Raw genomic sequence first — 23,324 nt, 5'->3', positions numbered from 1 at the left:
GCGGCGGCCGGGTCGCCGGATCTGCCTTAGGCTTGCGGCATGCAGAGACTGAGCGGCCTGGACGCGAGCTTCCTCTACCTCGAGACGTCCTCGCAGGTCCTGCATGTCTGCGGCCTGATCACCCTGGACGGCACGACGATGCCGGGCGGGTACAGCTTCGCGGAGTTCAAGCGGCAGCTGGCCGAACGGGTCCTGCTGATCCCGGCATTCCGCCGTAAACTGCACAATCCACTCTGGAATGTCGGGCATCCGGTGTGGGTGGAGGACGAGGACTTCGACCTCGACCACCACGTGCACCGCATCGGCGTGCCCGCGCCCGGCGACCGCACGGAACTGGCCGAGCTGTGCGCGCACATCGCGGGCCAGCAGCTGGATCGCGCGCATCCGCTGTGGCAGCTCTACGTGATCGAAGGCCTGGCCGACGGCGGGATCGCGGTGCTGATCAAGATGCACCACGCCAGTGTGGACGGTGTCAGCGGCGCCAGCCTGATCGCCTACCTGGCCGGGCTTTCCCCGGACGCGCCGCCGCCGGACATCGAACCCGACGAGCGTCGCAACGCGCACGTGCCGGGCAGGCTCGACCTGCTGCGCTCGGGCGTCGCCACGGTCGTCAAACGTCCTTACGCACTGGTGAAACTGCTGCCCGACCTGGTCGAGCTGGTCCCCGGATGGCTCGGGAAAGCGTTGCGGGGCAAGGGAATGCCTGTGCCGTTCACCGCGCCGAGGACCTCGCTCAACGGGACCATCACCGGACACCGCAGCGTCGCCTACGCCCAGCTCGACCTCGAAGACGTCAAGCGTGTCAAGAACGCCTTCCGCGTCACCGTGAACGACGTCGTGCTCGCGCTCGTTTCCGGCGCGCTGCGCCAGTTCCTCGACGATCGCGGCGAACTGCCCGGCGACCCGCTGGTGGCGACCGTCCCGGTGTCGGTGCACGAACGCACCGAACGCGAGGGCGGCAGCAACAAGGTGTCCGCGTTCTTCGCCTCGCTGCCCACGCATCTGCCCGATCCCGCCGCGCGCGTGTTCTTCCTCGCCGAGGCGAACCGGCGGTCCAAGGCACACCACTACGACATCGACGCCGACATGCTGGCCGACTGGGCGCAGTTCTCCGCGGCGTCGATGTTCGGCCTGGCGGTGCGCGCGTATTCGGCGTTGCGGCTGGCCGAAAAACACCCGGTGGTGCACAACCTCGTCGTCTCCAACGTGCCGGGCCCGCCGATGCCGCTGTACCTGCTCGGCGCGCGGATCACCGGGCTCTACCCGCTGGGGCCGGTGTTCCACGGCGCCGGGCTCAACATCACCGTGCTGTCCAACGCGGGCAAGGTCGACGTCGGACTGCTCGGCGCGAAGGAGCTCGTCAAGGATCTCTGGCCGCTCGCCGACGCCCTGCCCGACGCGCTGGCCGAACTGCTCAAGGCCGCGCCCGCTTAACGCCGCCTTCTCGACGGCTTCGTCCGCGCCCGCGACTTCGGCACGTACGGGATGTCGGCGAAACGCAGCTCGGCCCGCAGCGCTCGCACCGCGCGGTCCAAGCGCAGCAACGCGACCTGCGACAGCGTGAACAGCTCGTCGACGTTCCACGATCGTCCGGCGGCGGCCAGCACGACCGTGCCGGGGGATTCGGTGACGACCCGGTCCGGATCCAGTGCCGCGGCTTTCGCGGCGAGCTGTGCGAGCGCGTCCGGTTCGTCGCGGAGGGCTTCGGCCGAGACCAGCGCTTGCGTGTAGAGGTGGCTCGCGGCCGTCGCGCGGCCGAGCCATTTGACGTGGATCAGCTCGTCGCCCGGCCCGAGGAGATCGCACAGTTCGAATCGGGGATGCAGCGGTGTCGTCGCGAAATCCTTGTCCAGACACAGAAAGCCGGGTTCGCGAGCGACCTTCCGGCAGTAGCGGTGCTCGTCGTCGGGCTCGCCGCTCGGTGTCCATTTCACCTCGGGCCACGCGTAGCGGCGCTCCAGCAGCGCGGCCACCTGGGCCCGCATCTGCTCGACGTAGGTTTCCCCGATCCGGTACCAGCGGCCCTGATGGAACACGTACCGGACGTGGTCGATCGTGGTCTCGAAGACCACCCACTTCGCGGCCGGGATCGCGGCGCCGGACTCCTCCTCGCCCGCGTCGTCCGCGCACGCCACGACACGTCCCGCGCGCAGGGCCTTGGTCCGCTTGCCCTCTTCGATTGCGGAAAGACGGTCGGTGAGGTGCCCCAGCTCCAGCCGTCCCTCGGCGGTGAACGGGCCACCGGCACCGAGCCCGGTGATCCGGAACGATCCGGCGTGCTCCGCCTCGCGGACCGCCGTCGCGGGCCACGCCAGCCCCAGCGCGCCGTCGTCCGCGCCGCCGAGCGCCTCGGCGAGCCGGCCTTCGAGCGTGGGCAGCAGACGATGGTGCCGGTCCAGCGGGCGGGTCTGGGCGATGAACCGCAGCGCGGAGTTCCGGTCCGGTTCGTCCACCACCGCGCCGACCGCGTCGAGGTCGGCCAGGAACGCGCGGGGTTCCTTGGCCAGCGGGACCCACAGCGCGTTGCCGACCCGGATCCGGTACCGCTTCCCGGTGATCCGGCCGTAGGTCAGCTCGGTCAGATCTGCGGCGCCCGCCAGCCGGTTGACCAACTCGCCGTAGGGCTCCAGCCGGAACGCGGACAGATCGCCGCCGCCGGGAATGGAGATCTGCGTGGCCCGCGCCGACGCGTCGAGGGCCGCGCTGGCGACCAGCCCGAGGTCGAACGGGTCGAGCCGCCGGATCCCGAACATCAGGCCGAAACCCTGCTCGACGTGTTCGTCGTTCAGCGCCAGATGCCCGGCGCCCCACGTCACGGCGTAGGTCCACGGTGGACGGGGGACCAGCAGCACGGCGAACGGTAGTTCGGCGGACAGGTCGAGTTCGTTGCCGGTCAGCGCGGCGGCGTGCGGGACCCACTGGGGTACCTCGGTGTGGAACACCCCCGCCACCAGCCGCGCGCGGGTGCCGGAGATGTCGACGTCGGTGTCGACGGTGACCTGCTCGGGCTTCAGGGAGACCAGCGCCTCGGTACCGTCGAGGCGGAAGAGGGAGGCGGGTTTGCTCGGGGCGGACGAAGCGGCCATGGAACCACCCGGTCGTACGTACACCGAGACACCCTGGGTGATCGGCGGCGTGGTCACGGACAACTGCCTCACTCCAGAATACGCCGGTGATCGCGAACGCCGATGACGAATACACCCCGCGCGAGAACCGAAGAGGTGAAATCCGGTTGAACGCGGATTCGTCGTTATCCGGCCGTGAGTCGGCCGCTATGTTCGCGGTATACTTCGCCGATGGCCGCGAACGTCTCATCGTGCCGCCGAAAATGGTTTCATCGCTGGTCAGGCGTCCATCAGGTTGTGATCGAGTAACCGGTGGGGCTACGGAGAATGGCGGAACCGGGAATTCTCGATCATTACTCGAATGGACGCCTTTCCGGGTGATCCTGCTCTGTTCGGGCGGGCCGGGAGAAATGTGCGCACGCCTCGTGACGGCGATCGCGGGAATGACGGCGGGGGAATAGGCCGGTCGGGCGGACTCGGCACGGTGCGCTGGTTAGCGCTGCGGCCCGTGCACGACTACGCTGGCCGAGTCCATTCCCGTCCTGGCAGGTGGTGGGGGCAGCATGGAGACCGTCCCGATGTTCGCGCACGGAGACCGTCTCACCCGTCGGGACCTGGAGTTGATCACCGATGAACGTCGTCGGTACGAACTGGTCGACGGGACACTTCTAGTGAGCCCGTCCCCGCGCCCGCTGCACCAGAGGGTGGTCGCGCGCCTGCTCGCCGCGCTCACCCCCTTGTGCCCCGCGGACTGCGAGGTGCTCCCGGCACCGGTGGACGTCGTGCTCGACGATCACACCGTGCTCATCCCCGACGTCGTCGTGGGCAGGCGGGACAGCTTCACCGACCGCGCGCTGGTCGGGATCCCGGTGCTCGCCGTCGAGGTCGTCTCGCCGTCGAGCGAGTACATCGACCGTCACCTCAAGCCCGCCCGGCTGGCCGCCGCGGGCTGCCCGCACTACTGGGTGATCGACCCGCGGGTGCCGAGCCTGAGCTGCTTCGATCTCTCCGGCGATTCCTATGAGCTGGCGGGCGAAGGACGCGGCGGCGACGAAGTCCGGCTCGAAAAGCCGTACGCGCTGACGCTTCGTCCCGCCGAGCTGGTCTCGCCGCACTGACTCACGCCGTCGCCGCGTACCGCCAGAAATCCCGCATGAGCGGGGTCGGGGCCGGGTTGGTCATCGCCAGCTGGGTGAGCAGGACCGCGACCGTGCCGGTGGCCGGGATGACATGGGCGGTCGTGCCGGTGCCGCCGACCCAGCCGTAGCGGCCGGGCACGTTCCACGGATCGACGGCCGCGACGTCGACCGAACCGCCATGACCCCAGCCCTGCCCTTCCAGGAACAGCGTGCTCGCTTCCCGCTGCGCCGGGGTCAGGTGGTCGGTCGTCATCCGCCGCACGGACTCGGCCGACAGCACGCGGTGGCCGTCGAGAATCCCGCCCCCGAGCAGCATCCGGCCGAAGACGGCCCAGTCGTCCACGGTCGAGACCAGCCCGCCGCCCCCGGAGGGGAACCGCGGCAGCGTGTGCCAGGCGTCGTCCGGGGCGCTGGCCGGGACGGGGCCGTCGTCGCCGGGCGCGTAAAGGCGGGTGAACCGCGCGCGTTTCTCCGGCGGCACCACGAATCCCGTGTCCGTCATGCCGAGTGGCTCGAAGACCCGTTCGGCCAGGTACTCGGGCAGAGACCGGCCGGAGACCCGGGCGATCAGGATGCCCTGCAGGTCCGAGCAGGTGTTGTAGAGCCACGCCTCGCCCGGCTGGTGCAGCAGCGGCACGCGGGCCAGTTTCGCCAGCCACTCGTCCGGCGAGGGGAAGGACGCCGGGTTGCGCGGGTCCGCCTGCACCTCCTCGAACAGCAGACGCACCGCTGGCAGGGAGAAATCGGCCGGAAATCCCCACCCGGCCCGGAAATCGAGCAGATCGGCCACGGTGATCGGCCGGGCGGCCGGGACCACGTCGTCGACCGGGCTGTCCGGGGTCCGCACGACGCTCGGGGCCGCCAGCTCCGGAAGCCATTTCTCGATCGGGTCGTCGAGCGCGACGCGACCGTCCTCGATCAGCGTCATGACCGCTGCGGCGACGATCGGCTTGGTGATCGAGGCGACGCGGAAGATCGAGTCCCGCGCCATCGCGGTGGTGCCTTCGACGTCGTGGGAGCCGAGGGCCACCACCTCGGTCTCGTCGCCGCGCGCGATCAGCGCGACCGCTCCGGGCGCCCCCGCGCCGCCGACATGCTTCTCCAGGACGTCACGCAGACCGGTCATCACTGCCCCCATGGTTCGTTCGGTGCCGGAAGACTAACGCGGGACACCGTCAGCGGGCGTGGACCGACGTCACCGCCGCCATGACCGCGGGCACGAACTCCTTCGCGTTGAGCACGCAGGCGGCATGCCCGGCCGGGATCTCGTAGCTCGCCGCGCCGGGGACGAGCCGTGCGAGGGTCCGCTGGTGTGCCGGGGCGATGAACCGGTCTCGGCTGCTGATCACGACCGACGTCGGCTGCCGGATCGCGGGCAGCCACGACCGGGAGTCGAACCGGCCGATCTCGTCGATCGCGACGGCGATCTCCCAGGCGCTGGTGGACCGGAACTCGGCCAGCGCCCAGCGGTGGTCCTCCAGCCGGGCCAGCCGCGCCCGCCGGGGCTCGCCCGGCACCGCGCCGATACGCGCGCTCTCGCGGAACCGCGTCAGCGCGCGGCCGAAGACGTCGAGTGCGACGCGCTGGCGGACACCGCGCCGGAAGTTGCTCGCGGTCGAGCACAGGATGAGACCTGAAACACGTTCTGGTTCTGCGTGGGCGACGAGCTGCGCGACCATCCCGCCCATCGAGTAGCCGCCGACGGCGAAGGTGCCCAGTTCGAGCGCGTCGGCGACCGCGACGACGTCCTCGGCGCAGTCGGCCAGCCGGAACTGCGCTGATGCCTTCTCGGCGGGAGAGCGTGCCTCGAAGCGTGGCGACCGGATGCCCTGCCCGTGCCAGCGCTGGTCGAACACCACCACCCGGTACCGCGCCGACAGGCGTTCCAGCACCGGATACCAGGTGAGCAAGCCGGTGCAGGCCACCGAATGCAGCAGGACGATAGCGGGCGCGTGCCGCGGCCCGACGTCGACGTAAACGGTTTCTCCGCGACCCGGCAGCGTGAGGGGTTTGGGGTCGGGCACGCCCGCGGTCGGCGGGATCGTCACCAGCCGTCGCGTGACGAGCCAGCCGGCGTCGGAGATGGTGCCGCGGTCCATACGCCCTCTCCCCGGGGGTTGCCGATCCCGCTCGTTCCGGCTAAGACTAGAACAGGTTTCAATATTACGCCCATCCGGAGGCGGTGGATGGACTTCACCCTTGACGATACGCAGACCGAGATCATCGCGCTCACCGCGAAGGTGCTCGGCAAGGACGGCGACCCCGGCAGCGTGTGGCACGCGCTGGCCGAGGCCGGGCTGCTCGCGCTCGCGCTGCCGTCCGACCTGGACGGTGACGCGCTCGGCGTCGCGGAGGTCGCCCAGGTGCTCACGGAGGTCGGCAGGGCCGCCGCGCCCGTGCCCGCGCTGCCCGCGCTGGCACTCGGCGTCCTGCCGGTGGAAGCGCTGGGCAGTCCCGGGCAACGGGCCGCGCTGCTCCCGCCGGTCGCGACGGGGGAGGCGCTGCTGACCGCGGCCCTGCACGAACCGTCCGCCCCGCTGGCCGTCCGGCCCGCGACGACCGCCACCGCGAACGGCGGCTGGCGGCTCGACGGGGTCAAGACGGCCGTTCCCTACGCCGCCGAGTCCGCGCGCATCCTGACCCCGGTGTCGATGCCCGGCGGCACCGGCGTGTTCCTGGTCGATCCGCGTGCCGACGGCGTCACGCTCACCGCGTCGAGGAATTCCTCGGAAACGCCGGAATACACGGTGAAACTGGACGCCGTCGTGGTGTCCGAAGCGGACTTGCTCACCGAATCCGGTGGGGGACAGGCGGTCGCGGTCCTGCACCGGTTCGCGCTCGCCGGCGCCGCCGCGCTCGGCGACGGCCTGCTGGCGGGCGCGCTCGCCCTGACTTCCCGGCATGTCGGCGAACGCACGCAGTTCGGCCGTCCACTCGCGACGTTCCAGGCGGTGGCCCAGCAGATCGCGGACGTCTACATCGCGTCGCGGACCGTGCACCTCGCCGCGACGTCGGCGGTGTGGCGGCTCGCGCGGGGACTCGACGCGGACGCCGACCTCGATGTCGCCGCCTACTGGCTGGCCGAGGAAATACCGGCCGCGCTGGCGATCTGCCATCACCTGCACGGCGGCGTCGGCGTCGACGAAACCTATCCGCTGCACCGCTATTCCTCGGCGGTCAAGGATCTGGCCCGTGCGGTCGGCGGGGCCGCGCACCGGCTCGGCAGGCTCGGCGAACGAGTGGCGGGGTGAGCATCGGATGCATGTCGAACTGACGGCCGAGCAGCAGGCGCTGCGGGCCGAACTGCGGAAGTACTTCGCCGGGCTGCTCAGCCCGAAGGAGCGCCGGGAAATGCTGCGTGAGCGGCACGGGCCGATGTTCCGCGAACTCGTGCGGCGGATGGGCCGCGACGGGTGGCTCGGCGTCGGCTGGCCGAAGGAGTACGGTGGCCGCGGTTTCGGCGAGATCGAACAGCACCTGTTCGTCGACGAAGCCGCGCGAGCCGAGGTCCAGCTGCCGTCGGTCACGCTCCAGACGGTCGGGCCGACCCTGCAGAGCTTCGGCACCGAGGAGCAGAAAGCCCTGTTCCTGCCGAAGATCCTGGCCGGGGAAGTGCATTTCGCCATCGGGTACACCGAACCGGAGGCCGGGACGGACCTCGCCTCGCTGCGCACGACGGCGGTGCGTGACGGCGACGAATACGTCGTCAACGGCCAGAAGATCTTCACCACCGGAGCGCACGACGCGGACTACATCTGGCTCGCGGTGCGCACCGCGCCGGACGCGCCGAAGCACAAGGGGATCTCGATCCTCATCGCGGACACGCGCGACCCCGGCTTCTCCTGGACGCCGATCATCACCTGCGACGGCGCGCACCATGTGAACGCGACCTACTACTCGGACGTCCGCGTGCCCGCGAACATGCTGGTGGGCAAGGAGAACGAGGGCTGGAAGCTGATCACCACCCAGCTCAACCACGAACGCGTCATGCTCGGCCCCGCCGGGCGGATCGGCGGCCTGTACGACCGGGTCCGCGCCTGGGCCGCCGCGCGTGAGACCCCGGACGGGACGCCGCTGCTGGACCTGCCCGACGTCCGGGCGGTGCTGGCCGAGTCGCTGGCCACCGCGCGGGTGAACGAACTGCTGAACTGGCAGGTGGCGGTGTCGTCGGCGAGCGCGCCGGTCGCCGTGGCGGACGCGTCGGCGACGAAGGTGTTCGGCTCGGAACGGATCCAGCGGATCGGCAGGAGACTGGAGGAGATCGTGGCACGCCATGGTGATCCGGCCGAGCCGGAGACGGCGGAACTGGCGGAGTTCCTGGACGTCCTCGCCAAGCGGAACCTGGTGCTGACGTTCGGCGGCGGGGTCAGCGAGATCCAGCGCGAGCTGATCGCCACCACCGGTCTCGGACTGCCGAGGGTGCCGCGATGAGCGAAGCTTGCGAGCGAATCATGGATATCATGCGCCAAAAAGAATCGAACATCGTCTCGCGAAGCGAGGCCATCGCATGAGTGTCCAGGACGCGGCCGAACGCATTGCCGCACAAGGGGAATCCTCACCACGGCTCGCGCGTGACGCGGTCAACCAGGCGATGGTGAACAACTGGGTCGAAGCACTCGGCGATCACAACCCGGTGTACACGGACCCGGGCTTCGCCGCCGACAGTGTCCACAAGGGACTCGTGGCGCCGCCCGCGATGGCGCAGGTGTGGACGATGAACGGACTGCACGGAACCCGCGCGGCCGACGATCCGCTCGGTGCCATGATGGAGGTGCTCGACCAGGCCGGGTTCACCTCGGTGGTGGCGACGAACTCCGAGCAGACCTACCACCGTTATCTGCGGCACGGCGAACACGTGGCTGCCACGACGAAGCTGGAGAACGTCGTCGGCCCGAAGCGCACGGCGCTCGGCGAAGGCTGGTTCGTCACCACCCGGACCACCTGGTACGTCGGCGAGGAAGCCGTGGCGGACATGGTGTTCCGCGTGCTCAAGTTCCGCCCGCCCGGCGCCGCACCGGCCCCTGCTGTCAAGGCACCGGTACTGCGTCCGGTGATCAGCAAGGACACCGAGTTCTTCTGGGAGGGCCTGAAAGCGGGCGAGCTGCGGATCCAGCGCTGGGGCGAGACGCTGCGTCATCCGCCCGGCCCGATGCCGCCGGACGGCTCGCTTGACACCGTGCCGGACTACGTCGTCGCATGTGGACGGGGGACGGTGTACAGCTACGTCGTGCACCATCATCCACCGGTGCCCGGTAAGGAACTCCCGTTCGTCGTGGCGCTCGTGGAACTCGAGGAGGGCGTCCGTGTGATGGCCGAACTGCTCGACGCCTCGCCGGATGAGGTCCACATCGGACTCCCGGTCGAGGCCGCGTTCGTCCGGGTCGACGACGAGCTGACGTTGCCCGCGTGGAAGGTGGCGCGATGACTGTGGACTGTGCGGTCGGTACCGAACTTCCGCCGCTGACGATCGAGGCGACGCCGACTTTTGTGGTGAGCACCGCGCTCGCCACCCGGGACTTCCAGGACGTTCACCACGATCGCGATTCGGCGGTCGCCAGGGGCTCCAAGGACATCTTCCTCAACATCCTCACCGACACCGGTCTTGTGCAGCGTTTCGTCACGGACTGGGCCGGGCCGGAGGCATTCGTGCGCTCGATCAAGATCCGCCTCGGAGTACCGTGCTACGCCTACGACACGCTGACCTTCACCGGGCGGGTGATCGAACGCGACGGCGCGGACGTCGTGCTCTCGGTGTCCGCTGTGGACAGTCTGGGTGAACATGTGACGGGAACCGTGGAACTGACCATGCCGGGCGGTGCGTCGTGACCCTTTCCGGAAAGGCCGCCATCGCCGGGATCGGCGCGACCGAGTTCTCCAAGGACTCCGGCCGCAGCGAACTCCGCCTCGCCGCCGAATGCGTCTCGCACGCCCTCGCCGACGCCGGGCTCGGTCCGTCCGATGTGGACGGCCTGGTGTCGTTCACCATGGACGGCAACAGCGAAATCGCGGTGGCCCGCGAACTCGGCATCCCGGAACTGAGCTTCTTCAGCCGGATCCACTACGGCGGCGGGGCCGCGGCGGCGACCGTGCAGCAGGCGGCGATGGCCGTCGCGACCGGCGTCGCGGACGTCGTGGTCGCCTACCGCGCCTTCAACGAACGCTCCGGGCACCGGTTCGGGCAGGTGTCGTCCGCGGCCGCGGGGCAGGTCAATTCGTCCGGTGTGGACAACGCATTCCACTACCCGATGGGCATCGCGACGCCCGCCGCGACCGTTGCCATGGTCGCCCGCCGCTATCTGCACGACTACGGCGCCACGAGCGAGGACTTCGGCCGGATCGCGGTGCTCGACCGCAAGCACGCGGCGACGAACCCGAAGGCGTGGTTCCACGGCCGCCCGATCACGCTCGAAGAGCACCAGGCCTCCCGCTGGGTGGCCGAACCGCTGCACCTGCTCGACTGCTGCCAGGAGAGCGACGGCGGCGTCGCGCTGGTGATCACCAGCGTCGAGCGGGCCCGCGACCTGCCACACCCGGTCGCGGTGATCTCGGCGGCCGCGCAGGGCAGCGGACCGGACCAGTACGTGATGACCAGCTACTACCGCGACGACCTCGCCGCGCTGCCCGAAATGGGCGTCGTCGGCAGGCAGCTGTGGGCCCAGTCCGGACTCGGGCCGTCCGATGTGGACGTTGCGGTGCTGTACGACCACTTCACCCCGTATGTGCTGATGCAGCTGGAAGAACTCGGCTTCTGCGGGCGTGGTGAGGCGAAGGACTTCATCGCGGACGGCGCACTGGAACTGGACGGGAAGCTCCCGCTCAACCCGCACGGCGGCCAGCTCGGCGAGGCATACATCCACGGCATGAACGGCATCGCCGAGGGGGTGCGGCAGGTGCGCGGCAGCGCGGTCAACCAGGTCCCCGGCGCCGCGCGAGTGCTGGTGACCGCGGGCACCGGCGTCCCGACGAGCGGGCTCGTCCTGACGGGAGATTAGCCGGGACGCATATCCGGTTCGTGTTTCCGGTCGTCCATCGGGTGGGCCAACGGTTTCACCACAATGACGGCTGGTGCCGGGAGGCGGCCGGTGTCACGGTGGAGCGGATCACTCCGCGACACACGGCGAGGTTGGCATGCCCGGACGGAACCCGCGAGCCGGCACGAGCCGTGCCACCGGAACCGGCTAGGCGGACCGCGTGCACGGCCTCGTCGCGGTGGACTGGATCCTGACCGGGATCTTCGTCGTGCTGGTCCTGCCCTGCGTGCTGCGTCTCACCCGGCTCGACTACGTCCGGCTCGGCCGGACGGTCCGCAACGGCGATCTGGCCGAGCTGTTGTTCATCGTCGCGATGATCGCCATGTTCTCCCCGGTCGGCGGGCCGATCCCGGCCGCGGGCTGGCAGGCGGTGCTCGTGCTCGTCACGGGCTGGTTCGGCCTCGCCTGGTGGCGTGACCGGCGCGAGCACGCCGGTGGCGGCCACGAACATCCGGCCTGTGGGCACCACGCGCTGTCCGCCGTCGTGATGCTCTACCTGGTGACCGCGATGCCGCACGGCTCCGGCACGCACGGTCCGTGGCTCAATATGTCCACAATGGACCTCTCGGTGGGCGGGGCGTGGCCGGTCCTGGCGGCGGCCGCCGCGTACTTCGTGGTGGACGCCGTCCTCACGGCCATCCGCGCCCTGCGGCCCGGCGACGTCGAGGGCCGCACCTCGCGAGCGGTGTGCCGGGGCGTGATGGGCCTGGGTATGGGCTACATGCTCATCGCCGCCCTGTGACGCGAAAAGTGCTGTGGGGCGTGGTGGCCGGCGCGGTGCTGTTTCTCGGCGTCGTGCTCGTCAGCCTGGCCTGGGTTCCGGGACTGCTGTTCCCGCCGTTGAGCGACGCGGACCTCGGTGCGGTCCCCGCCGCGGAGACACGGATACGGCTGCGGCAGGAGCAGTCGCAGCTGCAGAACGGCGTCCGGTCGACCCTCTTGCAGCTCACCGCCGGGCTGCTCGTCGTCGCGGGCGCCGGGGCGACCTGGCGGCAGGTCCACGTCAACAGGGAAGGGCAGCTCACCGAACGGTTCACCCGCGCCGTGGACCAGATCGGGAGCGACAACCAGGACGTGCGCATCGGCGGGCTCTACGCGCTGGAACGCATCGCGCGGAACTCCCCGGCGGACCGCGACACGATCCAGTTCATGCTGGGCGCGTTCGTCCGCAACCACAGTCCCTGGCCCGCCGGTTCTCCCGACGGGCCGGCCCATCCCACCGAGGAGGTGGACGAGCAGCTGCCCTGGATGCGCGTCCGGGCGCCCGACATCCAGGTCGCCATGGGCGTGCTCGGCCGCCGTCCGGCCTCGTGGAACCAGCCGGTCGTGTTCCTTTCCCGGGTCGACCTGCGCAGCGTGGCGCTCCGCGATTCCCGGCTCGGCGGCGCCCAGCTCCGCTACAGCAACCTCGCGCGCGCCGTGCTCGCCGGGATACACCTGGAACACGCGGACCTGACCGCCGCCGATCTCCGCCGGTCGTATCTCGAACGCGCCCACCTCGTCGAGGCGAACCTCGGCCGGGCGCACCTGCGGGGCGCGAACCTGCGGCACGCCGATCTCAGCGGTGCGGACCTCGGTGCGGCGGACCTTCGTGGCGCGGACCTGACCGATGCGCGGCTCGACCGCGCGGTGCTGGCCGGGGCGAGAGCGGACGCGAGCACGGTCTGGCCGGACGGCTGGGACCGGGAACGGCGTCAGGCACGGGGAATCGTCGAGGACGCCGGCTGACCGCTGTTCGGACTAGGCGCGGGGGAGCCTGCGGACCTCGCCGGGCTTGGGGTCGCCCGGGTCGGGCAGATTCGTCGCCGGGTTGTCGGCCGTCCAGGCCGCGGCCGCGATGACGTCGTTCTTCAACGCCGTGATCAGCTCTTCGGCGGAGGAGTACGCCTTCTGGTCACGCAGGTGCTTGCCGAGCCAGACGGTCAGCACCTCGTCGTACAGGTCGCCGGCGAAGTCCAGCAGATGGGCCTCCAGCAGCCGGTAGCCGTCGGCGCCGTAGTAGGTCGGGCGGCGGCCCACGGAGACGGCGGCGGCGACGCGGGTGCCGTCGGCGCGTTCGGCCCAGCCCGCCCACACGCCGTCGCCGACCGCGCCGTCCTGATCGCGCAGCGCGATGTTGGCGGTGGGGAAGCCCAGCTCCCGGCCCCGCTTGTCGCCGGATTCGACCTGGCCGCGCACCACGAAGAAGTCCTGCTCGTCTGGCATCTGTCGTCCGTCCTGCTGTCGTTGCCCTGTCACCACCGTAACCGGCGGCGGCGGGGCCGGTGCCGGGCGACCAGGGTGTGGACGCCCGGCACTCACGGCAGGCCGTCAGCGTCGCAGGTTCCTGGCGAAGAACGACCGGACGCCGTCACGCACCGCCGGTACCGACACCGCCGGGTCGATCGCGCCGATGAGCGACTTCCGTTGCGCGGCGGTCATCAGGCCCGCTGCCTGCAGTTGCGGTGCGATGGCGGCGAAGTCGGTGAACACCCAGTGCGTGGCGTCGCCGAGCTGGCGACGGCACGTCCATTCCGGCGAGCGGGCGAGCATGGCCGACCACGCGCGGTCGTAGCGTTCGGTGCGGTAGCCGTCGGTGCCCCACAACAGCAGGGGACGGTCGACGCCGTCGCGGACGACCGGCAGCAGTTCACCGGCCTGCCCCGGCCGATCCGGGAGATAGTCGAGGAAACCTTCCAGGTTGACCGCCGCGTCGATCCGCTGGTCCTCGTGCAGGGCCTCGGCTGCGGTCGTCCCGCCCGCCGAATGCCCGTACATCCCGATCCTGCGCGGATCGAGGGAACGGCCCAGGTTCTTCGGCAGCGCACGGTGTTCGGCGTCCGGATTCCCGCCCGCGGCGAGGGTCTCCAGGTTGTCCAGTACGAGCCGGGTATCAGCGAGCCGGGTCGCGATCATCGTGCGGAAGGCCGCGGGCTCAGTGCCGGGATTGTGGCCGTTCAACTCGAGAATCGTCCGCGTCCTTCCGCCGGGGAACTCGACGATGCTCGTTTCGCCGGGATGGTCGAGGGTCACCACGACGAAACCGCGGCTGGCCAGTTCCTCGGCGACGCCGGTACCGAGCGTGCGTGGATCCCCGAAACCCGGGCTGTAGAGGAGCACCGGGTGGCGGCCCGGTAGCGCGGGAGCGCCGGTGTGTGCGTGCGTCAGCGTGGCCGCCCAGTCCACCTTGTCCTTTGTGGACGAAAGCTCCGGGTGCAGGAACACCGTGTCCGTGGTGGCGAACCACGCCGCGGCCTGGCGTGTCATCTGTGGCGCGACCGGATGGCCGCGGACCTCCTCGGCCGGGTAGAACACCGACACCATCACTTCGCGGGTGCCGGTCGGGCTGCCAGGGTCCGGCAGAGCAGGGTCGACCAGGTGCAGGTCGGCGACGCCGACCGCGTGCGGGCCGGTCGGCGCCGGAAGCCGCGGGACGAGCCGATCGGCCGCGTGTGCGACCCCGCTGCTCGCCAGGAACAGAACGGAAAAGAGCAGCAGCAATCTTCGGAACATTTTCATTCCCCTCGATGTGCGGACGGTTTCCCGTCCGTTTTCATCCGGCGGACAACGCCGCCGCGTAGGCTTTCGCCACGTAATCCCACAACTCGTCACCGAGCGCGAAATCTTCGGGCGCCACGTCTTGCAGTACACCGAGCCCCTGCTCCCGGAAGAACCGGGCGACCGAGTCCTTGAGGCCGGAATCGCCACCGGTGTACATGTCCAGTACCACGAACAGCCGCCGCAATGTCCGCACCACTTCAGGCGAATCCACCGGGTCGCCGGCGCGGCAATGTTCCGCGAGTTTCGTCAGCACCTGCGGCCATTCCGTGTCGAGCCATTTCCGGCCGTCGTCGCCGAGTTCGCCGGCGCGTTCGTCCAGCAGGTCGCGTTGTTCCCGGGTGATGTACCCGTCGAAAAGGCTGGTGCGGCCCAGCAGGGTGAGCAGTTCGCCGGTGTCCGGGCACAGCCGCGCGTCGTCCAGCTGCTCCAGCAGGCCGCGGATCTGGCGGCCGAGTGCGTTCAGTCGCCAGACCTCGTCGTCGATCTCGTCGAGACGGCGGTCGAGCACGTCACGCAGGGCGCTGGGGTCGGCCAGTACGCCGCCGATCTCCTCCAGCGACATGCCGAGCTGCCGGAGCAGCCGGATCTGGTACAGCCGGTGGAGGTCTCCTTCGGTGTACCGGCGATGTCCGGATCGGGTGCGTTCGCTGGGCCGCAACAAGCCCAGTTCGTCGTAGTGGTGCAGCGTGCGCACGGTCGTGCCGGTGGCCTTCGCCAGCGCGCCGACACTCCATCGCCGCTGGTCAGTGCCCCCGGTTCCCCTCATGAGGACCACGATAAGACCTCACGTAGGGGGAGGTTCAAGCTTCGGTTGACATGCAGCCAGATGGCTGCCTATAGTTCAGGCAGCCGATTGGCTGCCTATGTGAGGTGACGGATGGACGAGGTGTTCAAGGCGCTGGCCGACGGCAGCCGCCGCGCGCTGCTGGACAGCCTGAACGCCCACAACGGCCAGACGCTGCGCGAACTGTGCGCGGGGCTGGCGATGGCACGTCAGTCGGTCAGCAAACACCTGGCCGTGCTCGAGGCGGCGAACCTCGTGACCACCGTGTGGCGGGGCCGGGAAAAGCTGCACTACCTCAACGCCGAGCCGATCAACGCCCTCGCCGAGCGGTGGATCAACCGCTACCACCAGGCGCGAGTGGACGCTCTCGCCGATCTGAAGAAGGCACTCGAAGGAGAATCGATGAGCAAGCCCGAATTCGTCTACACGAGCTACATCGCCACGACGCCCGAGAAGCTGTGGCAGGCGCTGACCGATCCCGCGTTCACCCGCCGGTACTGGGGTCCCGCGTTCGAGACCGATTGGAAGCCCGGGTCGACGATGGCGTGGGTCGAGCCGGAGTTCACGATCGCCGACCCCGAGCAGGTCGTCCTCGAGGCCGAGCCGTACACCAAGCTGTCCTACCGCTGGCACACCTTCACCAAGGAGCACGCCGAAACCCACGGGCTGGGCGAGGAGTTCCGTGCCAAGGCCGCCGCCGAACCGCGGTCCAAGGTGACCTTCACGCTCGAACAGCAGGGGTCGCTGGTCAAGCTCACCGTCGTGCACGACGACTTCGAACCGGACAGCATCGTCCTGTCGGCGGTCAGCGGTGGCTGGCCGCACCTGCTGTCGAGCCTCAAGACGTTGCTGGAGACCGGCGAAACCCTGCCCTCGCCCGAGCCCGCGGCAGCACGCTGAGACGTCACGCCGGGTTCGGGACCAGCACCGTGTCCGCCAGCACCGGCGCGTCGTCACGTTCCGGCGCGGTGGTGGTGACCAGCAGGCGGTCGTCCTCGCGCCACACCCGGGTACGCAACGTCTCGCCGGGGAACACCACGCCGGCGAACTTCGTGCCGAAGGACCGGACCCGGCCGGGATCGCCGTCGAGGAAGGCGTCGATCACGGTCTTCGCCACCACGCCGTAAGTGCACAGCCCGTGCAGGATCGGCCGGTCGAAGCCGGCGGCGCGGGCGAACCCCGGGTCGGAATGCAGGGGGTTGCGGTCGCCGCAGAGCCGGTACAGCAGCGCCTGCTGCGGCAACGTCGGTGTGTCGAGGACGGCGTCCGGTTCCCGGCCGGGCCACTCCACGCGGTCGGACGGCCCACGCTCGCCGCCGAAACCGCCTTCGCCGCGGGCGAAGATGCTCGACCTCGCCGTCCACAGTGGACTTCCGTCCTCGCCGGTCACCGTCGTCTCCTGGACCACGACGGCCGCCTTGCCCTTGTCGAAGACGTCGGCGATCCGCGAGCGCGCGACCGCCTTGCCCTCGACCGGGATCGGGCGGTGCAGCTCGATCTCCTGCTTGCCGTGCAACACCTTCGCCAGGTCGATCTCGACGCCGGGGAACGACACCGCGGGCGGGTCGAACACCCGCAGGTTCGCCGCGACGGTGGCGAACGTCGGGATCACCCGCAGCTCGCGCTCGGTGGCGTAGCGCAGTTCCCGTTCGTCCACGGGATCCGCGCCGGCACCGAGCGCGAGGTGGTACAGCAGCACGTCCGACGACGTCCAGGCGAAGCCGACTTCGCCGAGATCGGCGCCGATGGCGACAGCGGGATCGATGGGCACGCGTGACTCCCTACAGCGCTAGTGGATACCAACCGACCGGGTTCGGCCTCATGGCTATTCGTAACTGATCTCGACCTCGTCGGTGAGCGGCAGTGACTGGCATCCCAGCACGATGCCGTCCGCGATGTCGTCGGCGTCGAGTACCTGGTTCTCGAGCATCTTCACCTCGCCTGACACCAGACGGCACGCACAGGCGCTGCACTGGCCCTCCCGGCACGAGTACGGCGCGTCGAGCCCCTGCTCCAGCAGGTGGTCCAGCAGCTTCCGGCGGCGAGGCCAGCTCATCTCGCGGGTCTCGCCGTCGAGGGTGACGGTCAACCGGGCGGGCTCGTCGGAGTCGTCCGAGGCGTCGGCGGGGGCGGGCTCGGGTTCGGTGACCTCGAAGGGATTTCCCGCGAGGGAGCTGAACTTCTCCACGTGCACCCGGTTGCGGGGAACGTCCAATGCGGACAGTGCCTGCCGTGCCGCGTCCATGAACGGCGCCGGTCCACAGAGAAACGCCTCGTGCGAACGGTATGGCGCGACCAGGGAACGGAGCTGGTCCGCCGTGGGGAGTCCCTGAACGCTCTCCAGCCAGTGCAGCACCGTCAGCCGATCCGCGTACCGCGCGGCCAGACCCGCCAGCTCGTGCGCGAAGATCACCGACCGCTCGTCCCGGTTGGCGTACACGAGCACGACCCGGCCGGAGCCGTGTTCCAGCGCCGTTTTCAGGATCGAGATCACCGGGGTGATCCCGCTGCCCCCGGCGAACAACAGGAAATCCTCGTCGAGCGAACCGGGGGAGAAGATCCCGGACGGCGCGAGCACCTCGATCCGCATCCCGGGCCGGAGTTCGTCGCACACCCAGTTCGAGCCGTAGCCCTCTGCCGTGCGCTTCACCGTCACCTGGACCCGGTTCTCGTGTGGCGCGCTGGACAGCGAATAGCATCGCGCCACCGACCCGGTCCGTTCGCTCGGGATCCGCAGGGTGAGGAACTGCCCCGCGGTGTAGGCGAAAGCGTTCGCGTGCTCGGCGGGGATCTCGAAGACGATCGACCGCGCGTCCGCCGTCTCGGTGACGACGTCGGCGACAGTCACCGTATAACGCTCAGCCATCGGAGACCGCCAGAGTTCCGTCCCGCACCGCGTCGTCGATGCTCTCCGACAGCCGCGAACAGCTGTCGAGCAGCGCCGTCTGCGCACCACTCGCCGCCTGTTCGGCGAACACCGGGCAGCTGCGCCCGGCGTCGGTGGTCCACTGGATGCTGGTGTGCTGGATGCTGTTCTTCTTGACCAGCACACACGTCCCGCAGCTGCGGCATTCGTGCGGCCGCAGCCCGGCGGTCAGGAACTCGACGGTCTCGGCCTTCACACGCCCGCCTCTTCCTCGGCGCGCTGCTTGGCGAGGTTCTCGGCGACCTCGGCGGCCCACACCTCGTTGGCCCTTGTGGTGTCCACTTCGAACTCGAATCGCCGCGTCATGTCCTCGGTGACGTCGGCCGCGTCGACATAGAACTGCTCGTACCAGCGCCGCAGCTGGTAGACCGGGCCGTCCTCCTCGCACAGCAGGGGATTGTCGATCGGGGTCTTGTTCTTCCAGATCTCGACGTCCTGCAGGAACCCGACGCCGATGCCCTTGGCCAGCTTCTCGGCGATCTTGTCGGCGTGCTCGTCGGAGATCCCGGGCATCTTCTTCACCATCACGCCCCATTGGAGCACGAAGGAGCTCGCCGTCACCGGGTAGTGGCAGTTGATCAGCACGTTCTCGATCTCGAAGCCCTGGAACGTGTTGAGCAGCGTGTTGATCATGTACGACGGCCCGAAGTAGGACGCCTCCGAGCGCAGCAGGTTCTCCTCGCCGCCGTAGTTGGACGCCATGCCTTTGTCCGGGCGGCCCTTGGTGTTGAGGTACTGGGTGGCGATGTGGCCCTCGAAGATGTTCTTGAAGTACGTCGGGAAGGCGTAGTGGATGTAGAAGAAGTGCGCCATGTCCACGACGTTGTCGATGATCTCGCGGCAGTTCGCGTTCTCGATGAGGATCGAGTCCCACGACCAGTTGCTCCACTCGTCGCTGAACGCGCCCTCGACCCGCGGGATCACGACGTCGTCGGGCGGCGGGTTGCCCTCCGGGTCGTTCCAGACGAACAGTTGCTGGTTTTCCTCCATCACCAGCCAGGACCGGGTCCGTGCCCGCAGCGGAACCCGCTTGGCGTAGGGGATCGCCACGCACTTGCCCTTGCCGTTCCAGCGCCAGTCGTGGAACGGGCAGGCGATCTCGTCACCCTTGACCGTGCCCTGGGTGAGGTCGCCGCCCATGTGCCTGCAGTAGCCGTCCAGCACGTTCAGCTTGCCCGACGAGTCGGCGAACACGACGAGCTTCTCACCGAAAGCCGAGATGGCGTGCGGTTTCCCGTCGCGGAAGCTCTCGGCAAGGCCCAGGCAGTGCCAGCCGCGGGCGAACCGCGCCGGCGGTGCCCCGGCGTCGATCGTGCGGACGGATTCGCCGCCTGACCTGGGTGCCTGTGTCATCGCTCAACCTCCGTGTCCTGCGGGACACTCCCTCGGGCGCGGGTGCCCCGCATAGGCACTGCCGGTCGGCCCGACAAACAGCTGCGCAATGGTAAGTTCATCGGCCCTCCATGCTCCTCTGATCTTCGTGTGCCAGCCGCTCGGCCGCAAGGTAGCCGAACACCATGGCGGGCCCGATCGTCGCGCCGGGCCCGGCGTAGGTGCGGCCCATCACCGCGGCGCTCGTGTTGCCCGCCGCGTACAGCCCGGCGATGACCGAGCCGTCCTCGCGCAGGACGCGGGCGTGCTCGTCGGTGAGCAGGCCGCCCTTGGTGCCGAGGTCACCGGGCACGATCTTCACCGCGTAGTACGGTGCTCGGTCCAACGGCCCGAGGCTCGGGTTGGGCCGGTTGCGCGGGTCGCCGTAGTAGTGGTCATACGCGCTGCGCCCGCGATGGAAGTCTTCGTCGACGCCGCGCCGCGCGAAGCCGTTGAACCGCGACACCGTCGAGGTCAGCGCCTCGGCCGGGACGTCGATGCGTTCGGCCAGCTCGGCCAGTGTCGGGGCCTTCGCCGCGATCCCGGCCTTGAACCACCGCCCCGGCAGTGGCTGCCGCGGGCCGAGCCCGGTGAACATGTACCGGTCGCGGTAGCGCTGGTCGAACACCAGCCAGGTCGGGATGTGCTTGCCGGGCCCGTCACCTTCGCCGTACATCGCGTGCACGGCCTCGACGTAGGGCGCGGACTCGTTGACGAACCGCTCGCCCCTGGCGTTGACCATGAGGCACCCCGGCCGCGAGCGCTCGGCGAGCGCGAACCACGGGCCACCGGTGAGCGGCATCGACGGGCCCCACCACGCGTCGTCCATCAGGTCGAGCGCCGCGCCGAGCTTCAGCCCGGCGGTGATGCCGTCGCCGGTGTTGGCCTTGGCGCCGACCGTCCAGTCCGTTCCGATCGGCGCCCGCTGGTATTTCGTCCGCATCTCTTCGTTGTGCTCGAACCCGCCGCAGGCCAGGATCACGCCGCGTCGCGCGTGCAACAGCGTCTCGACGCCGTCGCGACGAACGAGCACGCCGGTGACCTTGTCGCCTTCGGTGCGCAGGTCGAGCAGCGGGGTGTCGAGCCAGACCCCGACGTTCGCGCGTTGCAGTCCCGCCCGCAGTCCGGCGGCCAGTGCCTGGCCCATCACGAGCTGGCGCTGTCCGCGGACGCGTCCGGCAAGCCATCGCATCCCCAGCCCGAACAGCCGCAGGATGCCGCGCGGGTGCCGGGCGATGAGGCTCAGCCAGCGGTAGTCCGCCTGGGTGAGCGGGACGCCGAGCGGGGGCGCGCTGTACGGCGCTTCGAGATTCGCGAGTTCGGGACCGAGCACCCGGCCATCGAGCGCGGCGGGCTCGACCGAGCGACCACCGGAGCGTCCGCCCGGTGCTTCGGGGTGGTAGTCGCTGTAGTCGCGTACCCAGCGAAAACGTAAGGGCGAGTGCTCGCAGACGAACTGGAGCACTTCGGGACCACGTGCGAGATAGGCCTCGCGGCGTTCGGCCGGGACGACGTCGCCGACGATCGACGACAGGTATTCGCGGGCGTGTTCCGGCGGTTCGTCGATCCCGGCGGCCCGCAGCGCGTGGTTGCCCGGGATCCAGACACCTCCGCCGGAGCGTGCGGTCGAACCGCCGTAGCGGGAAGCTTTCTCTACGACGACGACGTCGAGGCCGAGGTGGGCCGCGGCGAGGGCTGCGGTCATCCCGGCGGCCCCGCTGCCGACCACAACCACGTCGAACTGGTTTTCCATCCCACCTCACCTGGAACGTGTTCCATCGGACTATTGGCCTGCTCGGAGCTATCCTCGTCACCATAGACGAGAACGTGTTTCAGTTCTAGGGTGGTCGCCATGGACGAACTCGTCGCGGACGTGGTGATCGTGGGGTTCGGTGCGGCAGGCGCGTGCGCGGCGATCGAAGCCGCCGACGCCGGCGCCGACGTGCTCGTGCTCGACCGGTTCTCCGGGGGCGGCGCGAGCGTGGTGAGCGGTGGTGTCGTCTACGCCGGGGGCGGGACGGCGCAGCAACTCGACGCGGGGATCGAAGATACGCCCGACGCGATGCTCGATTACCTGCGCCTGGAGACCGATGGCGTCGTCTCCGAGGAGACCTTGCGGCGATTCTGTGCGTCGAGCCCGGACATGATCACTTGGCTGGAGGACAACGGCGTCCCGTTCGAGGGCAGCCTTTGCCCGTACAAGACGTCCTACCCCTCCGACGACCACTACCTCTACTACTCCGGCAGCGAGGCCGCCGGAGTATTCCGCGACGTCGCGAAACCGGCGCCACGCGGGCATCGGGTCAAAGGCCCCGGTACGTCCGGAAAGCTCCTGTTCGCCCGGCTCGCCGCCGCGGTACGACGCCGTGGCGTGCGCGTTCTCCCGCAGGCGCACGCCAGGACATTGACGGTCGACGACCAGGGCGCGGTCACCGGCGTCGTCGTCGACACGCTGCGCGACGCGCCCGCGTGGGTCCGCTCGACACATCGACGCCTCGCGCGTTACGCCGCGAAGCCCGGGATCTACGTGCCCGCGCTGCGTAAGGCGCTGCATCGCCGCGCTGCTCGCCTGGAACGGCGATACGGGCGCGAACTGCGGATTTCCGCGCGTCGCGGGGTGATTCTCGCGGCGGGTGGGTTCATCGCGAACCGGGAGATGGTGCGCGAACACGCGCCGGACTACCGGGGCGGGCTCGCGCTCGGGACGTCGGCGGACGACGGGTCGGGTATCCGGCTGGGTGTCGAGGCCGGTGCCACGACCGCCGGGCTGGACCGGATCTCCGCGTGGCGGTTCCTGTCTCCGCCCGCGGCCTTCCTCGGCGGGATCCTCGTCGACGCCGACGGCGGGCGGATCATCGACGAGTCGCGGTACGGCGCGGCGATCGGCGAGCGGATGATCGCCGCGCACGGCGGCCGCGGCTGGCTGCTGGTGGACGAGAAGATCGTGGCCGAGGCGCGGCGCGACGGGCGCTCGCAGAGCCAGTGGTTCCAATGGCTGCAACTTCGCTACCTGTTGCGTCGCGGCCGGGTCACCGGGACCACTCTCCTCGATGTCGCTCGTAAGGCCGGTGTCGACCCGGACGGTCTGCAAGCCACCGTCGAGGCCTACCGCACGGGGCCCGACCCGACGGGGAAACCGGCCGAGTTCGCCCGGCCCCTGGACGCGCCGCCGTACTCGCTCATCGACGTCTCCATCAAACCCAACCTCGGCTACCCGTGCCCGATGCTGACGCTCGGCGGATTGGCGGTCGACGAGGGCACCGGCGCGGTGCGCGGTGTGGACGGACGTGCCGTGCCCGGGCTGTACGCGGCCGGCCGTACCGCGGTGGGAATCTGTTCTAGGTCCTATGTGAGCGGTCTCTCGCTCGCCGACTGCGTGTTTTCCGGGCGCCGGGCGGGAATCAACAGTGCTCTTGCCCAGGGAGTTCTCGACAAAAACGAGAACGTGTTCTAGTCTTGGGTTCGGTT

Annotated in this window: 23 protein-coding genes; 12 read left to right on the top strand and 11 right to left on the bottom strand. The window is 69.7% G+C overall.

The annotated features are described in order from the left end of the window. Positions 1–39: 39 nt before the first annotated feature. Complete coding sequence (locus ACFW0G_RS24305) at positions 40–1,434, top strand: wax ester/triacylglycerol synthase family O-acyltransferase (RefSeq protein ID WP_378327666.1); 1,395 nt, start codon at positions 40–42, stop codon at positions 1,432–1,434. Here ACFW0G_RS24305 and ACFW0G_RS24300 read toward each other — a convergent pair. Beyond that, positions 1,431–3,086 (bottom strand): TIGR04141 family sporadically distributed protein, encoded by a 1,656-nt coding sequence (locus ACFW0G_RS24300; protein WP_378327665.1) that lies wholly within the window; start codon positions 3,084–3,086, stop codon positions 1,431–1,433. The two genes, ACFW0G_RS24305 and ACFW0G_RS24300, sit on opposite strands and share 4 nt — an antisense overlap. Positions 3,087–3,172: 86 nt before the next feature. Between ACFW0G_RS24300 and ACFW0G_RS24295 the strand changes: the two genes are divergently transcribed. Together ACFW0G_RS24295 and ACFW0G_RS24290 are read left to right on the top strand one after the other, a co-directional pair. Further along, positions 3,173–3,526, top strand: a complete 354-nt coding sequence (locus tag ACFW0G_RS24295; RefSeq protein ID WP_378327664.1) for a hypothetical protein — start codon at positions 3,173–3,175, stop codon at positions 3,524–3,526. Positions 3,527–3,643: 117 nt separating this feature from the next. Next, a complete protein-coding gene (locus ACFW0G_RS24290) occupies positions 3,644–4,183 on the top strand; it encodes a Uma2 family endonuclease (protein WP_378327702.1) in 540 nt (179 codons plus the stop codon). A 1-nt stretch (position 4,184) separates the two neighbouring features. On the opposite strand, the gene ACFW0G_RS24285 is transcribed toward ACFW0G_RS24290, so the two are convergent. Further along, entirely contained in the window at positions 4,185–5,330 is a 1,146-nt protein-coding gene (locus tag ACFW0G_RS24285) for a serine hydrolase domain-containing protein (protein WP_378327663.1), read from the bottom strand. 49 nt (positions 5,331–5,379) lie between these two features. After that, entirely contained in the window at positions 5,380–6,303 is a 924-nt protein-coding gene (locus ACFW0G_RS24280; protein WP_378327662.1) for an alpha/beta fold hydrolase, read from the bottom strand. An 87-nt stretch (positions 6,304–6,390) separates the two neighbouring features. On the opposite strand from ACFW0G_RS24280, the gene ACFW0G_RS24275 reads away from it, so the two are divergent. From ACFW0G_RS24275 to ACFW0G_RS24245, 7 genes are all read left to right on the top strand, one after another. After that, positions 6,391–7,455 (top strand): acyl-CoA dehydrogenase family protein, encoded by a 1,065-nt coding sequence (locus ACFW0G_RS24275; RefSeq protein WP_378327661.1) that lies wholly within the window; start codon positions 6,391–6,393, stop codon positions 7,453–7,455. A 7-nt stretch (positions 7,456–7,462) separates the two neighbouring features. Next, positions 7,463–8,635 carry an acyl-CoA dehydrogenase family protein gene (locus ACFW0G_RS24270; RefSeq protein WP_378327660.1) on the top strand — a complete coding sequence of 391 codons (1,173 nt, stop codon included), beginning with the start codon at positions 7,463–7,465 and terminating at the stop codon, positions 8,633–8,635. A 76-nt stretch (positions 8,636–8,711) separates the two neighbouring features. Continuing rightward, complete coding sequence (locus ACFW0G_RS24265; RefSeq protein ID WP_378327659.1) at positions 8,712–9,629, top strand: bifunctional MaoC family dehydratase N-terminal/OB-fold nucleic acid binding domain-containing protein; 918 nt, start codon at positions 8,712–8,714, stop codon at positions 9,627–9,629. Further along, positions 9,626–10,030: a MaoC family dehydratase gene (locus ACFW0G_RS24260; protein ID WP_378327658.1), complete on the top strand. Its 405-nt coding sequence runs from the start codon at positions 9,626–9,628 to the stop codon at positions 10,028–10,030. Before ACFW0G_RS24265 ends, ACFW0G_RS24260 begins: the two co-directional genes overlap by 4 nt. After that, positions 10,027–11,196: a lipid-transfer protein gene (locus ACFW0G_RS24255; RefSeq protein ID WP_378327657.1), complete on the top strand. Its 1,170-nt coding sequence runs from the start codon at positions 10,027–10,029 to the stop codon at positions 11,194–11,196. The genes ACFW0G_RS24260 and ACFW0G_RS24255 overlap by 4 nt, the downstream gene beginning before the upstream one ends. A 199-nt stretch (positions 11,197–11,395) precedes the next feature. Continuing rightward, positions 11,396–11,977 (top strand): DUF5134 domain-containing protein, encoded by a 582-nt coding sequence (locus ACFW0G_RS24250; protein WP_378327656.1) that lies wholly within the window; start codon positions 11,396–11,398, stop codon positions 11,975–11,977. Further along, positions 11,974–12,963 carry a pentapeptide repeat-containing protein gene (locus ACFW0G_RS24245; RefSeq protein ID WP_378327655.1) on the top strand — a complete coding sequence of 330 codons (990 nt, stop codon included), beginning with the start codon at positions 11,974–11,976 and terminating at the stop codon, positions 12,961–12,963. The genes ACFW0G_RS24250 and ACFW0G_RS24245 overlap by 4 nt, the downstream gene beginning before the upstream one ends. Before the next feature lie 12 nt (positions 12,964–12,975). On the opposite strand, the gene ACFW0G_RS24240 is transcribed toward ACFW0G_RS24245, so the two are convergent. From ACFW0G_RS24240 to ACFW0G_RS24230, 3 genes are all read right to left on the bottom strand, one after another. Then, positions 12,976–13,440, bottom strand: a complete 465-nt coding sequence (locus ACFW0G_RS24240) for a riboflavin kinase (protein WP_378327654.1) — start codon at positions 13,438–13,440, stop codon at positions 12,976–12,978. Positions 13,441–13,545: 105 nt separating this feature from the next. Continuing rightward, complete coding sequence (locus ACFW0G_RS24235; protein WP_378327653.1) at positions 13,546–14,727, bottom strand: alpha/beta hydrolase family protein; 1,182 nt, start codon at positions 14,725–14,727, stop codon at positions 13,546–13,548. Positions 14,728–14,767: 40 nt separating this feature from the next. Continuing rightward, entirely contained in the window at positions 14,768–15,541 is a 774-nt protein-coding gene (locus tag ACFW0G_RS24230) for a MerR family transcriptional regulator (RefSeq protein WP_378327652.1), read from the bottom strand. Positions 15,542–15,652: 111 nt separating this feature from the next. Here ACFW0G_RS24230 and ACFW0G_RS24225 point away from each other — a divergent pair, with 111 nt between their 5' ends. Beyond that, positions 15,653–16,459 carry an ArsR/SmtB family transcription factor gene (locus tag ACFW0G_RS24225; RefSeq protein WP_378327651.1) on the top strand — a complete coding sequence of 269 codons (807 nt, stop codon included), beginning with the start codon at positions 15,653–15,655 and terminating at the stop codon, positions 16,457–16,459. Positions 16,460–16,463: 4 nt separating this feature from the next. On the opposite strand, the gene ACFW0G_RS24220 is transcribed toward ACFW0G_RS24225, so the two are convergent. The 5 genes from ACFW0G_RS24220 to kstD form a co-directional block, all read right to left on the bottom strand. Beyond that, positions 16,464–17,330, bottom strand: coding sequence for a MaoC/PaaZ C-terminal domain-containing protein (locus tag ACFW0G_RS24220; RefSeq protein ID WP_378327650.1), 867 nt, complete (start codon positions 17,328–17,330; stop codon positions 16,464–16,466). A gap of 54 nt (positions 17,331–17,384) precedes the next feature. Then, positions 17,385–18,425: a 2Fe-2S iron-sulfur cluster-binding protein gene (locus ACFW0G_RS24215; protein ID WP_378327649.1), complete on the bottom strand. Its 1,041-nt coding sequence runs from the start codon at positions 18,423–18,425 to the stop codon at positions 17,385–17,387. Then, a complete protein-coding gene (locus tag ACFW0G_RS24210; RefSeq protein ID WP_378327648.1) occupies positions 18,418–18,681 on the bottom strand; it encodes a hypothetical protein in 264 nt (87 codons plus the stop codon). The genes ACFW0G_RS24215 and ACFW0G_RS24210 overlap by 8 nt, the downstream gene beginning before the upstream one ends. Beyond that, positions 18,678–19,838: a Rieske 2Fe-2S domain-containing protein gene (locus tag ACFW0G_RS24205; protein ID WP_378327647.1), complete on the bottom strand. Its 1,161-nt coding sequence runs from the start codon at positions 19,836–19,838 to the stop codon at positions 18,678–18,680. Before ACFW0G_RS24205 ends, ACFW0G_RS24210 begins: the two co-directional genes overlap by 4 nt. A 97-nt stretch (positions 19,839–19,935) precedes the next feature. Beyond that, positions 19,936–21,609 (bottom strand): 3-oxosteroid 1-dehydrogenase, encoded by a 1,674-nt coding sequence (gene kstD, locus ACFW0G_RS24200; protein ID WP_378327646.1) that lies wholly within the window; start codon positions 21,607–21,609, stop codon positions 19,936–19,938. Positions 21,610–21,708: 99 nt separating this feature from the next. Here kstD and ACFW0G_RS24195 point away from each other — a divergent pair, with 99 nt between their 5' ends. After that, entirely contained in the window at positions 21,709–23,310 is a 1,602-nt protein-coding gene (locus tag ACFW0G_RS24195) for an FAD-binding protein (RefSeq protein WP_378327645.1), read from the top strand. The last annotated feature ends 14 nt before the right edge of the window (positions 23,311–23,324 follow it).

Origin of the sequence: Amycolatopsis sp. NPDC058986 (genome assembly GCF_042741125.1) — a bacterium.
Taxonomy (GTDB): Bacteria; Actinomycetota; Actinomycetes; order Mycobacteriales; family Pseudonocardiaceae; genus Amycolatopsis.
The sequence above is the reverse complement of the archived record's forward strand: the minus strand, read 5'-3'. Positions and strand labels throughout refer to the sequence as shown.